This window comes from Streptomyces sp. NPDC008163 (assembly GCF_042956885.1).
Lineage (GTDB): Bacteria > Actinomycetota > Actinomycetes > Streptomycetales > Streptomycetaceae > Streptomyces > Streptomyces drozdowiczii_A.
Window position 1 is genome coordinate 571,295 of record NZ_JBIBHG010000003.1, and the last position, 14,149, is coordinate 585,443.

At 72.9% G+C, this 14,149-nt stretch carries 9 protein-coding genes; 7 read left to right on the forward strand and 2 right to left on the reverse strand.

Features of this window, described 5'->3' with window-relative positions; all coding sequences use genetic code 11:
* Nucleotides 1–26: 26 nt before the first annotated feature.
* From ACFZAT_RS10465 to ACFZAT_RS10480, 4 genes are all read left to right on the forward strand, one after another.
* The gene (locus tag ACFZAT_RS10465; protein WP_391262714.1) at nucleotides 27–611 is read left to right on the forward strand and encodes a helix-turn-helix domain-containing protein; all 585 of its coding nucleotides are present in this window, start codon (nucleotides 27–29) and stop codon (nucleotides 609–611) included.
* A 13-nt stretch (nucleotides 612–624) separates the two neighbouring features.
* A complete protein-coding gene (locus ACFZAT_RS10470) occupies nucleotides 625–813 on the forward strand; it encodes a hypothetical protein (RefSeq protein WP_391262716.1) in 189 nt (62 codons plus the stop codon).
* Nucleotides 814–963: 150 nt separating this feature from the next.
* On the forward strand, nucleotides 964–2,193 hold the full coding sequence (locus ACFZAT_RS10475) for a metallophosphoesterase (RefSeq protein ID WP_391262718.1): 1,230 nt from the start codon (nucleotides 964–966) through the stop codon (nucleotides 2,191–2,193).
* A gap of 98 nt (nucleotides 2,194–2,291) precedes the next feature.
* The gene (locus ACFZAT_RS10480; protein WP_391262720.1) at nucleotides 2,292–3,308 is read left to right on the forward strand and encodes a helix-turn-helix domain-containing protein; all 1,017 of its coding nucleotides are present in this window, start codon (nucleotides 2,292–2,294) and stop codon (nucleotides 3,306–3,308) included.
* Here the strand turns inward: ACFZAT_RS10480 and ACFZAT_RS10485 are convergent.
* Nucleotides 3,290–3,688 carry a nuclear transport factor 2 family protein gene (locus ACFZAT_RS10485; RefSeq protein WP_391262722.1) on the reverse strand — a complete coding sequence of 133 codons (399 nt, stop codon included), beginning with the start codon at nucleotides 3,686–3,688 and terminating at the stop codon, nucleotides 3,290–3,292. The two genes, ACFZAT_RS10480 and ACFZAT_RS10485, sit on opposite strands and share 19 nt — an antisense overlap.
* Nucleotides 3,689–3,930: 242 nt before the next feature.
* Between ACFZAT_RS10485 and ACFZAT_RS10490 the strand changes: the two genes are divergently transcribed.
* Nucleotides 3,931–6,993: a BTAD domain-containing putative transcriptional regulator gene (locus ACFZAT_RS10490; RefSeq protein ID WP_391262787.1), complete on the forward strand. Its 3,063-nt coding sequence runs from the start codon at nucleotides 3,931–3,933 to the stop codon at nucleotides 6,991–6,993.
* 12 nt (nucleotides 6,994–7,005) lie between these two features.
* Here the strand turns inward: ACFZAT_RS10490 and ACFZAT_RS10495 are convergent, their stop codons facing one another.
* Nucleotides 7,006–7,206 (reverse strand): hypothetical protein, encoded by a 201-nt coding sequence (locus ACFZAT_RS10495; protein WP_391262724.1) that lies wholly within the window; start codon nucleotides 7,204–7,206, stop codon nucleotides 7,006–7,008.
* 313 nt (nucleotides 7,207–7,519) lie between these two features.
* On the opposite strand from ACFZAT_RS10495, the gene ACFZAT_RS10500 reads away from it, so the two are divergent.
* Nucleotides 7,520–8,872 (forward strand): helix-turn-helix domain-containing protein, encoded by a 1,353-nt coding sequence (locus ACFZAT_RS10500; protein WP_391262726.1) that lies wholly within the window; start codon nucleotides 7,520–7,522, stop codon nucleotides 8,870–8,872.
* A 166-nt stretch (nucleotides 8,873–9,038) separates the two neighbouring features.
* Nucleotides 9,039–14,149: amino acid adenylation domain-containing protein (locus tag ACFZAT_RS10505; RefSeq protein ID WP_391262728.1), on the forward strand; the 5,111-nt coding region annotated here is incomplete at its 3' end.

Consider the following 14,149-nt stretch of genomic DNA (forward strand, 5'->3'; position numbering starts at 1 on the left):
AGTCTTTGCATGTCTACCTTGGAGTCATGCAAGAACAGCCGGACGGAAAACTCCGCACTCTCGACGCCCGGTCGCTGCGTGGACTCGCCCATCCGCTGCGCATGCGGCTGCTGGACGCGCTGCGCTTCGACGGACCGGCCACCGCCTCCCAACTCGCTGCGAAACTGGGCGAGTCGAGCGGTGCCACCAGCTACCACCTGCGGCAGCTCGCGGCGCACGGCTTCATCAAGGACGCCCCCGAGCACGGCAAGGGGCGGGAGCGCTGGTGGCAGGCGGCGAGTCAGGGGCTGACCTTCGACGAATCGCTGCTCAACCACTCCAGTCCGGAGGTGCGCGGAGCCGCCGACATGTATCTGCACGAGGTCGCGCACACCCAGGCCCGGGATCTGTCGACCTGGCTCGGCGACCGCACCACCTGGCCCGAGGAGTGGGGCCGCACCTGGGACATGAGCAGCGCGACGCTGCGGCTGACACCCGGGCTCGCCGGCGAGCTCATCGGGAAGATGCACGCACTCATCGACGAGTACCGCGACCGGATCACCGACGAGGACGAGGGCGACAGCGCCCGCGTACGCGTCCACACCCATGCGTTCCCCCTCACCACCGAGTAAAGGAGAACCACCCATGCACGCGCACGCCCACCTCGCCCTGCACCACGTCCACGCCGCCGAACTCCACGCCGATGCCCAGAAGTACCGTCTCGCCCGGTCCGCCCGGGGCTCCCGGCCCCTGCGTACCGCCCTCGGGCAGGCCCTGATCGAGGTCGGCCTCCGCCTGACCGCCCCGTCCCGTCCCACCGTCGCGCTGACCTAGGGGGTGTCTTGTCGATCAGGGTCGGATCAGGCCGCGGCGTGCGCCCGAGGCGGTCGTCCCGGGTGTGCGGTCCGGCGGTGGCCGTCTGCGGGACCTCCGGGGCGACCGGGTACAGTGCCCGGCGGCATTCCGGCCGCCCGAGGAGGAAACGTGACCGACACCAGCGAGACCCGGTCCGCGGAAAGCGGGCCGGCAACGGCCCCACCAAGCCGGATCCGGCGCCTGATGCGTTACGTCCCCCTGGTCGCCCCGGTCCTGCTGTGGGCCGTGCCCTGCTGGGTGCTGCTGTACACCGGACAGCACTGGCCGCTGCACGTCACCGTGGGCGGCACCTGTCTCTTCGCGCTCGGTCTCCTCACCATGCCGGTGGCGATGATGCGAGGGCACGGCAAGCGGCAGCAGGACCGGGCCGCGATCGTCGGGGACAGCATGCTCGGCTCCATCTGGGTGCTGTTCACCTGGTCCGTACTGCTCGGCGTCCTGCTGCGGCCCGCCCTCGCCCTGGCCGGGACCGGCGACGGGCAGGACCGGGCCAGGATCGTCACCTGGTCGGTGCTCGGGGCCGCCGCCGCCCTGCTCGGCTGGGGTTACGCCGAGGCGCGCCGGGTGCCCAGGGTGCGCCGGGTCGACGTACAACTGCCACGCCTGGGGCCGGGCCTGGACGGGACGCGGGTCGTCCTCATCACCGACACGCACTACGGGCCGCTGGACCGGGCCCGCTGGTCGGAACGCGTGTGCGCGGAGGTCAACGCGCTGGAGGCGGACGTGGTCTGCCACACCGGTGACATCGCGGACGGCACCGCCGACCGCCGCCGCGCCCAGGCCGCGCCGCTCGGCACGGTGCGCGCCGCCCACGCCCGTGTCTACGTCACCGGGAACCACGAGTACTACAGCGAGGCGCAGGGCTGGGTGGACCTGATGGACGAGCTGGGCTGGCAGCCGCTGCGCAACCGCCATGTGCTGCTCGAACGCGGCGGCGACACCCTCGTGGTCGCCGGTGTGGACGACGTCACCGCCGAGTCCTCCGGTCTGGCCGGGCACCGGGCGCACCTCGCCGGGGCGCTGGACGGCGCCGATCCGGAGCTGCCGGTCCTGCTCCTGGCCCATCAGCCGAAGTTCATCGACCGGGCCGCCGAGGGCGGTGTCGACCTCCAGTTGTCGGGCCACACTCACGGCGGCCAGATCTGGCCCTTCCACTACCTGGTCCGCCTCGACCAGCCGGCCGTCGCCGGGCTGAGCCGCCACGGCGATCGCACGCAGCTGTACACCAGCCGGGGCACCGGATTCTGGGGCCCGCCGTTCCGGGTCTTCGCGCCCAGCGAGATCACCCTCCTGGTGCTGCGCTCACCGGGCGGCACGGTCGGCACCGCCGCCTCCTGACCTGCGGCCGGGCGGGGCGCCGCTTGGCGCGATCTTGGCCGATCCAGCAGACTGCACACGGCCGGAGACCGACGTCGTCCGGCGGCCGAGCGGGCGTGATGGGGGTGCCGACGGTGTGGCAGGAGATGGCGGCGGCCGAGATGGCGCCGGACAACAGGTTCGAGTGGTTCGAGCAGGTGGTGTCCGACGTCCTGCTTCCCACGGAGTTCCGCGCCGCGGACCCGGACACCTTCGACGCGCAGGGCGCAATGCTCGGTCTCGGGACCGTACAACTGGCCCGCTTCAGCTACGGGCCGCTGCGGTCGCGCAGGACACCGGCGCTGATCCGGAGGGGCGATCCGGAGCAGTACCAGCTGGCGCTGGTGACGCGTGGCTCCGCGTGGTTCGCGCAGCAGGGCGGTGAGGCCGAACTGGGCGTCGGGGGCATGGCGTTGTGGGACACCTCGCGTCCGTACGAGTCGGGCTCCGGGACGGACGGGCGGGACGTCGAGGTGATCGTCCTCCAGATACCGAAGGCCCGGATGCCGTTGCCGTCGCAGCGGGTGGACCGGATCCTCGCGCGGAGTGTCCCGGGCGACGCGGGGATGGGCGCGATCCTGGCCGGTTTCCTGACCAGCCTCGCCGCGACGGGGGCCGGCTGCTCCCCCCAACAGCTGGGCGTGCTGGGCGAGATGGCCGTGGACATGGCCGCGTCCTGCCTGGCCGACCGGATCGGGTCGTTCCCGGGGCGGGCGCCCGCCGAGCTGCGGACGCACGTCCTGCTGCGGCGCATCAGCGCCTTCATCGACCACCACATCGCGGACCCCGGGCTCAACCCGAGCCTCATCGCCGCCCGCCACCACCTGTCGCTGCGGAGCCTGCACACGCTCTTCCGCGACCAGCCGGAGAGCGTCGCCGCGACGATCCGCCGCCGTCGGCTCGACGGCTGCCGCACGGACCTGGCCCGCCCCGAGCTGCGCCGGCAGCCCATCGGGGCCGTCGCCGCCCGGTGGGGCTTCACCGACGCGACCGTGTTCAGCCGGGCCTTCCGGACGGCGTACGGGATGGCTCCGCGCGACTACCGCGCGATGGCCCTGCACCCGGCGGACGAGGCCGGTCAGGGCACCGCGTGGTAATAGCGGGTGCAGGACTCCACCATGCCGTCCTCGGCGATGCGGAAGAAGTCCACGAAGCGCACGCACGTAGCATCGGTGCCCGTGCCGAGACGGCGGCCCGCGGCCACCACGTTCCGGGCGTGCGCGACGAGGTGGTCGATCTCGTGCCGGGCGGGTGCCCCGGGGTGGTCGCGGTGGGCGTGCAGGAACGCGGTCCGGCCGTGGGCCGCCGGGGCGCCGGGCAGGTCCAGGGCGACGTGCTCGTGCAGCAGCGAGGCGCACGCGTCGAGGTCGCCGGTGTCGAGGTATTCGTAGACGAGACGAACGTGGTCGGTCCCCGCCGCGGTGACCAGGTCGCCCCCGGCGTACGGGTCGCTGCCCGTCCAGGCGTCGGTGTGCATGGACGCCTCCTTTCTCCTTCGCCCGGCACTCTTCCGGGCCGCGCCAACCCCCGCCTATCGCGCCGCTATTCGCCGGCCGGTCACGCTCGGCATGCAGGATGGACAGATGCGTGAGGATTGTGAAAACTTTGGGGACGTTGATCCCGGAGTATCAACGCGCTTACGAGCTGGGGGTCTCGGTGGCCGAGGGTACGACGCACACGGTCCAGGATGCCCCCGGCGCGGCGAGACCGCCCTTCCAATTGCTGGGCCCGCTCCAGGTACGGGGCAGGGGCGGACCGCTGCGGGTGCCGCCGGGTCGGCAGGAGGTCATCCTCGCCGCCCTGCTGCTCGAAGCGAACCGGGTGGTCAGCACGCACTATCTGGTGGACCTCATCTGGGAGGACAACCCGCCGGAGACCGCCCGCACCCAGGTGCAGATCTGTGTGTCCCGGCTGCGGAAGCTCCTGGCCGGGGCGGACAGCACGGTCTCCATATCGACCCGCCCGCCGGGATACGTCCTGCACGTGGACACCGGGGACGTGGACTCGCTGCTCTTCACCGGCCTGGTCGCGATGGCCAGGCGGCAGCGCGACGAGGGCGAGACCGAGAAGGCGGTGGCGCTTCTGAAGTCGGCGGTGGCGCTCTGGCAGGGGGACTCCCTGACCGGCCTGGACAGCGGACCGCTCGCCAACAAGGCGCGCCAGCTCGACGAGGAGCGGCTGAGCGCCGTCGAGCTGCGGATGCAGTTGGAGCTGGAGCTCGGCCGCCACGACCGGTTGGTCGGTGAGCTCCAACTCCTCACGCACGAGAACCCGTTGCGGGAGCGGCTGCGGGGCCAGCTGATGTGCGCCCTGTACTGGTCGGGCCGGCAGGCGGAGTCGCTGGAGGCGTTCCGGGACGGGCGCCGGATCCTCGACCAGGAGCTGGGGCTCGCACCGGGCCGCGAACTGCGGCGCCTGGAGGCGGCGATCCTCGCCGGTGAACTGCCCGCCCCGGTGCGGGGGCAGGAAGGCAGGTCCTCGGGCGGGCGCTCTGCCGAGGCCTCCGCACCCCTGCGGCCCGCCGACGCGGCCGGGCGCGCCGCGCCCCGTACCGACACGGGAGACACCGGCGCCCGGAGCCCGCAGCCGGCCTCCGGGCCCGGACCGGACTCCCCCGCCCCCGCGCCCGCCCCTGCCGAACCGCAGCCGCACGACGTCCGGCCGCAGCAGCTGCCCGCCTCCACGTCGGACTTCGTGGCCGACGAGGCACAGCTCGCCGCCCTGGAGAAGGCGCTGACCGGCGGCCGGGAGCGCAAGGCGGTCGGTCTTGCCGTGATCACCGGGAAGCCGGGCACCGGCAAGTCCACGCTCGCCGTGAATCTCGCGCACCGGCTCGCGGAGACGGGGTTCCCGGACGGACAGCTGTACTGCGATCTGCGCGGCACCGGCACCCCGGCCACCACCCTGGAGGTGCTGGGCCGCTTCCTGCGGGCCCTGGGCATCCCGGGCCAGCTGATCCCGGACTCGCTGGACGAGCGGGCGGAGATGTACCGCACGCGGCTCGCCTCCCGCCGCCTCCTGGTGGTCCTGGACGACGCCGCTTCGGAGAGCCAGGTGCAGCCGCTGCTGCCGGGGAGCCGGGACTGTGCGGTCCTGGTCACCAGCCGGGCCCGGCTGACCGCGCTGCCGGGCGCGCACCGCGTGGAGCTGGACGTCCTGGACGAGGAGCGGGCGCTGAAGCTGCTGTCCCGGATCATCGGGGAGGAGCGGGTCGAGGGCGAGGCCGCGTCGGCCGAGGCCCTGGTGCGTACGGTGGGACGGCTGCCGCTGGCGCTGCGGATCGTGGCGGCCCGGCTCGCCGCCCGCCCGCACTGGACGCTCGCGTCGATGGTGCACCGGCTGGCCAATGAGCGGCACCGGCTGGACGAGCTGGCGCACGGCGAGATGACGATGCGCGCCAGCCTGTCCCTCTCGTACAACGGTCTGGCGCCCGAGGACCGGGGGCTGCTGCGGCTGCTGTCCATGGCGCGCACCCCGACGGTGCCGGGCTGGCTGGCGGGCGCGCTGCTGGACGACGACCGGCCCGTGCCGTCGGACCTGCTGGAACCGCTGGTCGACATGCAGATGCTGGACGTGGTCGGGGTGGAGCGGACCGGCGGCTATCGCTACCAGTTCCACGAGATCATCCGGGTCTACGCGCGCGAGCAACTGGCGGCGGAGGACGCGCCGGAGCTGCGCCGGGACGCGCTCGTCCGGATGGCGGGCGGCTGGATGTATCTGGCGCAGGAGGCCCATCGCAAGGTGTACGGCGGTGACTTCACCGTCCTGCACGGGGACGCGCCGCGCTGGGCGCCGCCCCCGTCGTGCACGGGTGAGCTGCTCGCCGATCCGCTGGCCTGGTTCGACGCGGAGCAGGGCGCCCTGTGCGGGATGGTGGAACAGGCCGCCGACGAGGGCCTGCACGACGTCAGCTGGAATCTCGCGACGACTCTGGTCACGTTGTTCGAGGTGCGGGGCCATTACGACCTGTGGGAGCAGACCCACGTACGGGCGCTGGCCGCGGTGCGAAAGGCGGGCAATCTGCGGGGCACCGCCGCCGTCCGGGCCTCGCTGGGCTCGCTGTACATGAGCCGCAACGAGTTCGACATGGCGCGCCAGGCGCTGAGTTCGGCGCTCGACGTCTTCCAGGCGCTGGACGAGCCGCAGGGCGAGGCGCTGTGCCGCCGGGACATGGCGCTGATCGCGCGGACGAACGGTGACGACGACACCGCCCTCGATCTGTACGGGCGGTCCCTGGCCGATTTCGACCGGGCCGGTGATGTGGTCGGCCGGGCGATCGTGCTGACGCAGAGCGCGCACATCCGGATGCGCCGGGGTGACGTGGACGTGGCGCAGGCGCAGTTGGACGAGGCGCTGGAGATATACGACGGGGTCGGCTATCTGGGCGGGAGGGCGCGGACCCTGCGGCGGGTGGGCCAACTGCTGCTGGCGCGGGGGGATCTGGATCTCGCGGTGCTGACGTTCACGGAGGTCCTGGAGCTGTGCCGGGATTCCGGTGACGTGATCGGCGAGGGGCATCTGCTGCGCGACCTGGGTCAGGCGTTCGTGCTGATGGGGCGGCCCGACCGGGCGAGGTATTTCTTCGACCGGGCCGTCGCGGCCCGGGAGCAGATCATGGATTTCGGCGGTGGCGCTCTGGCCCGCCTGGATCTGGCGCGGCTGCTCGGCGAGGAGGAGCCGGGGCGTTCCCGGGAACTGCTGGCCCCTGCGGTGGAAGTCTTCACGAGCCGGGGCATGAAGCGGGAACTGGCGGAGACTCGGCGGCTGCTGGGCGCCGGCTGAGTCCGTCGGGGGTCAGTCCCAGGGGTTGTTGTCGGTGGAGCCGGTGGCGCCCGGGGTGGGGGTGCTGCTGGTACCGGTCTGCTGGGTGCCGGTGCCGCTGCCGGAGGTGTCGTCGGCCCAGCCGGCCTGGACGCCGATGCCGGTGACGATGACGACCGCGACGGTGGCGAAAGCGGCGCGGAGGGCGTTGCGGGTGGTGGTGTTCCGGTTCATCGGACTGTCCCTTCGTCGGTGTTCCGTTTCCTTCTGGACACCACGTTAGGAACGGGCGGATTCACCGCACCGCCCCCGCCACTATCCCCCCGCTATCACGGCAAGCGGCCCCTATCACCGGCCCGGGCGGGGGCCCTTTCGCCTATCCCGGAGCGGCCGGCCCGGCCCGTGCCGGCGTTGGCCGCGGGATGCCTCCCGGATAGGGCGCGCGCGGAGGATTCGGGCAGCAGCAAGGCACGACAGCCGTCCCTCCGGCACCCCGGCCCGCAGCCGCTTCCGGGGCGCCCATTTCCCGACGAGCAGGAGTCCTTCCATGACGCTCAGCCACCCCCCGCAGGACACCCCGGCCACCACCGCCCCGCTCGGTTCCCTGATACGCGGCCATCGGCTCCGCATCGGTCTGACCCAGCGGGAGTTGGCGGATCTGTCCACCATCAGCGTGCGGGCCATCCGGGACCTGGAGAAGGGGAAGGCCCAGCGGCCGAGGACGGACACGGTGCGGCTGATCGCCGACGCGCTGAGACTCGGCCCCCGGGCCCGTGCCGCGCTTGAGGCCGCGGCCCGGCGCGGGTCCCGGGCGGAGGGTGAGGTGCGCCGCCTGTCCATGGAGCGGGCCGCCCCGCCCGTGCCGCTGTACCCGCTGGTCGGACGCGACGCGGAGACCGGTGTCCTGGTGGAGGAGCTGAGGTCCGGCGCCGAACGGCTGGTGACCGTGGTCGGGTTGAGCGGTGTCGGCAAGACCCGGCTGGCGCTGGAGACGGCCGCCCGGCTGCACGAGGCCGGGCTGCCGGTGATGTGGCATTACGGTGACGGCGCCACCTCCGACTGCCTGCGCCCCGACGACGACCCGATCCCCCAACTGGCGGATGAATGCGCCCGGTTCCTGCGGGGCGGCGGGTCCGAGGATGTGCTGCCCGGACTGGCGGACGCGCTGGCCGCCCTCGATGACGACGGGGACTCTTCCGTACGCGGTGCGGCCGTGCTGGTCCTCGACGGTGTCGACACCACCGCCCTGGACTTCGGCCGCCTGAGCCGGCTCCTGCGTACGTTTCCGGGCCTGCGGCTGCTGATCACCGGTGAACGTCCCTGGAACGTACCCGGTGAACGCCTCTTCCTGCTCTCCCCGTTGGAGGCCCCGGACCCGGCCGCCGGGCACGCGGACGCGCCCGCCGTCCGGTTCTTCCTGAGTCAGCTCCGCCGGGTCCGGCCCGACATCGTGCCCGATGAGCAGGCGCTCGCGGATGTGGCCTGGATCTGCCACCGCCTCGACGGTCATCCGGCGGCGCTCGGTGCCGCCGCTTCCTGGCTCACCGTGTGTGACCTGTCCACCCTGCGGAACATCGTGGACTCCGACCCGGCCCCGCTCCTCGACGACCTGGCGGGCGGCCCGGACGGCTCCCGCCTCCAGGTCCGGGTGAGCCGCACCCTCGCCGCACTGCCCGCCCCGTTCCGGACGCTCATCGGCGATCTGTGCGAGGTGGGCGACGGGGAGTTCCTCCTCCAGGACGTCATGCGCCTCACCGGCCGCCCGCTGCCGGAGTGCGGCCGGCTGATCCGGGAGCTGCTGGTCGGCGGCGTGATCCGGACGAGCGCGGACGGGCGGCGCTCGGCGTTCCGCGTGCTGTGCGTGGTGCGGGCTGCGGCGGGGGCGACGGCCGGGGTGTGAGGGCTCCGGTGCGGCGGCGGCGGGGGCGTGCCGTGCCTGCCGTTCGACTGCCGCCGCACCGCCGAACTGCTGGCGCTACCGCCGGAACAACTGCCGCTCGGCGCCCGGCCCCGACGGTTGTATGGCACTGCCCGCTCCCCTCCCGCCGCTTCCCCCAGGAGACCTCATGCCGTCCGACGCCACCGTCGCATCCGCTTCGGCCGCCTCCCGGCTACCGCTCTCGGAGGCCCAGCGCGACATCTGGACGGCGCACACCCTGGACCCCACCGGCCTGAAGTACAACGTCGCCGAGTGCCGGGACATCCTGGGTCCGGTCGACCCGGCGCTGATGGGTTCCGCCTGGCGCCGCCTCGTGGCGGAGGCGGACGTCATGCGCACCCGCTGCTTCGAGGACGACGGCGAGCAGGTGTGGCAGCTGATCGACGCCGGCCCGGGCGACCGGGCGCTCGCCTTCACCGATGTGAGCGGCGAGGCGGACCCGCAGGGGGCGGCGTGGGGGCTGGTGGACGCGGCGGTCGGGGCGCCCTTCGATCTGACCCGCGAGTCGCCGGTCCGCTGCGCGCTGATCAAGCTCGCCGAGGACCGCTTCTTCTACGTCTACGCCTTCCACCACCTGCTGGTGGACGGCGCGAGCGTGTCGATGCTGCTGCACCGGCTGGTCGAGCTCTACGAGCGGGCGGTCGCCGGTGAGCCGTGGGGCGACTCCCCGTTCGGCCGGCTGGCCGAGCTGCACGCGGAGGACGCCGACTTCCGGCGCTCCGACGCCGCCTCCGCCGAACGGGGCGCGTGGCGGGAGCACTTGAGCGGTGCGCCGGAGGCGGCGGCCGGTCTCGTCCGGGGCACGGGCCGGGCGGCCCCGTCCCGGGGGGCGCTGCCCTTCGCCCGGCGCACGGTCCTGGTGCCGGCGGCGGAGGCGGACCGGCTGCGCACCGTGGCCCGGGCGGAGCGGGTCTCCTGGCCCGTCCTGGTCGTCGCGCTGTTCACGGTGTACCTGCACCGGGTCACCGCGCAGGACGAGCTGATGCTCGCGCTGCCGGTGGCGGGCCGCACCACGAAGACCGCGCGCAGCACCCCGGGCATGACGTCCAACGTGGTGCCGCTGCGGCTCCGGGTGGGCGCGGGCGAGACGCTGGGCAGCCTGGTCCGGTCGGTGTCCGCCGAGGTCAAGCACGGTCTGCGGCACCAGCTGACCCGGTACGAGGACCTGCGACGGGACGCCGGTGCGCTCACCGGCGGGCGCAGGCTGACGGGCCCGGTGCTCAACATCATGGGCTTCAACGCGGACCTCACGGTGTGCGGCCACCCCACGGTGAACCACAACGTGAGCAACGGCCCGGTGGACGACCTCAGCGTCGCGGTGTACGACCTGGGCGCGGCGGACGGGCTCCGGATCGACTTCGACACACCGGTGGACGGCGTCGACCCCGAGGCCGTCGCGGCTCACCAGGACCGCTTCGTCGCCTTCCTCACCGCTGCGATGCAGCCCGAGGAGCCGGGCGCCGGGAGCGTCGCGGAGCTGGACGTGCTGGCGGCCGGTGAGCGGGAGCTGCTGCTCGGGGCGTGGGCCGGGGCGGTGGCCGACCGGGACGACGTGTCGCTCGTGCAGCGCTTCGAGGAACAGGTCGCGCGGACCCCCGACGCGGTTGCGCTGATCGACGGCGAGAGCAGCTTCACGTACGCGGAGCTGAACGCGACCGCCAACCGCTGGGCGCACCACCTGCGCGAACGCGGTCTGGGCCGGGGCGACCTGGCGGGCATCCTGCTGGAACGCGACGCCGCCTTCGCCGCCGCGCTGATCGCCGTACTCAAGACCGGCGCCGGACATGTGCTGCTCGACCCGGACTTCCCGGACGAGCGGCTGCGGTCGGCGGCGGACGAGGCCGCGATCAGCCACCTGGTCACGCACGCGGGGCTCGCGGGCCGCCTCGAAGGCGAGTGGGTTGCGTGTGTGGAAGGCCCGGACGACGTGGCCCACCACGACGCGGGCAACCTGGGTCTGCCGATCCACGGTGACGACCTCGCGTGTGTGATGTTCACCTCCGGCTCGACCGGACGGCCCAAGGGCATCGTCTCCTCGCACCGCAACCTCGTAGCGACCCTGGTCGGGCAGACCTACCTGCCCACCGGCCCGGACGAGGTGTACCTCCAGTCCTCCCCCATCTCCTGGGACGCCTTCAGCCTCGAATTCTGGGGCCCGCTGCTGCACGGCGCGCGGGTCGTCCTGCAACCGGGGCAGAAGCCGGAGCCCTCACTCATCGCGGAGTTGGCCCCCAGGCACCGCGTGACAACGCTGCTGCTGTCGGCCAGCCTCTTCAACTACCTCACCGACGAGCACCCCGAGACGTTCGACTCGGTGACCACGGCCTACACCGTCGGGGAAGCGGCCTCGCCCGTCCACGTACACAAGCTGCACAGCGCCAGGCCGGGCATCGACGTGATCAACGGATACGGGCCGGCGGAGGCGATGATCTACGCCACCACCCACACCATCGAGCCCGCAGACGAGCCCCGCACCGCCATCCCCATCGGCACCCCGCTCGTCAACAAGCCGCTGTACGTCCTCGATACATCGCTGCGCCTGTGCCCGCCCGGTGTCACCGGTGAGCTGTACGTCTCCGGTGACGGCCTCGCCCACGGCTACCTCAACCGCCCCGACCTCACGGCCGGCAGCTTCGTTCCGAACCCGTACGGCGCACCCGGGTCCCGGCTCTACCGCACCGGCGACCTCGCCCACTTCGACCACGACGGACGGCTGCACTACGAAGGCCGCGCCGACCACCAGATCAAGATCCGGGGCTTCCGCATCGAACCCGCCGAGGTCGAAGCCGCACTCCTCGCACACGCGCAGGTCACCCAGGCCGTCGTCACCAGACACCACGACCAGCTCTCCGCCCATGTGGTCACCACCGCTGAGCCGGTGGAGCTCCGGCGCCACCTGGCCGACCGGCTCCCCGAGCACCTCGTCCCCGCCTACCTCACCCCGCTCGACCGCTTCCCCCTCATGCCGAACGGGAAGATCGACAAGCGCGCGCTGCCCGAGCCGGTCGCGGTGGCGTCGGGCGGTCGCGCCCCGCGCACCCCGCTGGAGGAGACCCTGACCGGCCTCTTCACCGGCACACTCGACGCGCCGGGCACGCTGACGATCGACGACGACTTCTTCCACCACGGCGGGCACTCGATCCGCGCCGCCCGTCTCACCAACCGGATCGCGCAGATCCTCGGCGTCCGGCTGACCATCCGGGACGTGTTCCAGCACCCCACGCCCGCACGCCTCGCGCAGTACATCGTCTCGCTGAAGGGGCGGCCCGCGCTGCCGCCCCTGGTCGCCGGGGAGGCGGGTGACGGCCCGGACAGCCCCGTCTCGTTCGCCCAGCGCCGGCTGTGGCTGCTCGCCGAGCTGGAGGGCGGGAGCACCGCGTACAACGTGCCGATGGCCGTACGCCTGGAAGGCACCCCGGACGTCGATGCCCTGGAAGCCGCGCTCAACGATGTGGTGGAGCGCCACGCCCCGCTGCGCACCGTGTTCACGACGGGCGGCGGGGAGCCGCTCCAGCGCGTCCAGCCGGCCGACGGGGCCCGGGTCGTCATCGAGCGCAGGGCGTCCACGTCGGCCTCGCTGGACGACGACCTGGACGCGGCCACCCGGCACCGGTTCGACCTCAGGACCGGGAACCCGCTGCGGGCCACCCTCTTCGGCCTGGAAGACGGACACAGCGTCCTCTTCCTGCTCTTCCACCACATCGCGACGGACGGCCGCTCGGCCGGTGTCTTCTTCGAAGACCTGTCACGGGCCTACGCGGCCCGGTGTGCCGGATCGGATGCGAGTGTCCTGGAGCCGCTGCCGGTGCGGTACGCGGACTACGCGGTCTGGCAGCAGCGGATGCTGGGCTCGGCCGACGACGCGGACAGCGTGCTCTCCCGCGAACTCGCTTTCTGGCGGGAGACCTTGGACGCGCTGCCGGAAGAGCACCGGCTGAGCCTCGACCGCCCGCGTCCGGCGGTGGCCTCGCACCGGGGCGGTCTGCTCGAAGTAGCCCTGGGCGAAGACCTGTTCGAGCGCATCGGTGAGCTGGCCCGCGCCGAGGGCTGCACCCCGTTCATGGTCGTTCACGCCGCACTCGCCGCAACCCTCGCCCGACTGGGCGCCGGAACCGACCTGGCCATCGGCTCACCCGTCGCCGGGCGCACCGACGAAGCGCTCAGCGATCTGGTCGGCTTCTTCGTCAACACCCTGGTCCTGCGCACCGATACGGCCGGCAACCCCACCTTCCGGCAGCTGCTTGAGCACGTCCGCGCCACGGACCTGGACGCCTTCGCCCACCAGGACGCGCCCTTCGACCTCGTCCTCGACGCCCTCAACCCCACCCGCACACTCGCCCGCCACCCCCTCTTCCAGATCTGCCTCACCCTGGAGACCGGCACACCGGTGCTGGCGCTGCCCGGCGTGCGCGCGGAAGCCGTGCGGACGTGTGCCAACGGCTCGGCCAAGTTCGACCTGGAGTTCCTGCTCCGGTCGGACGACAGCCGGAGCCTGCACGGGGCGGTGGTCTTCGCGGAGGACCTGTTCGACCGGTCGACCGTCGAGCGCATGGTGACCGTGCTCGGCGGGGTACTGCGCCAGGTGCTGGACGACCCGGAAGCGCGCCTCGGGGACGTGGAGGTGCTGTCGGACGCCGAGCGGGGGCTGATCCTCGGGCCGTGGGCCGGGACCACCGCCGAGATCGGCGACACCTCGCTGGTCGCGCGCTTCGAGGAGCAGGCCGCCCGGACCCCGGAGGCCATCGCGCTCATCGACGGCGAGAGCAGCTACACGTACGCGGAACTCAACGCCACCGCCAACCGCTGGGCGCACCACCTGCGCGAACGCGGCCTCGGCCGGGGCGACCTCGCCGGCGTCCTCCTGGAACGCGACGCCACCTTCGCCACCGCACTGATCGCCGTACTCAAGACCGGCGCCGGTTACACCCTGCTCGACCCCGATTTCCCGGACGAGCGACTGCGCTCCGCCGCGCACGATGCGGGCATCGCCCTGCTCGTCACGGACGACGTCCTCGGGCAGCGCGTCGAAGGCCCCTGGGGTGTGGTCTCGTGCTCCGGCGGGGCGCCGACCGAGGAACCGGACCGCAACCTGGGTGTGATGGTCACGGGGAGTGACGTGGCATGCGTGATGTTCACGTCGGGGTCGACCGGGCGGCCCAAGGGCATCCTGTCCTCGCACCGCAACCTCGTCTCCACGGTCACCGCGCAGACCTACGGGAACTTCGGGCCCGACCAGGT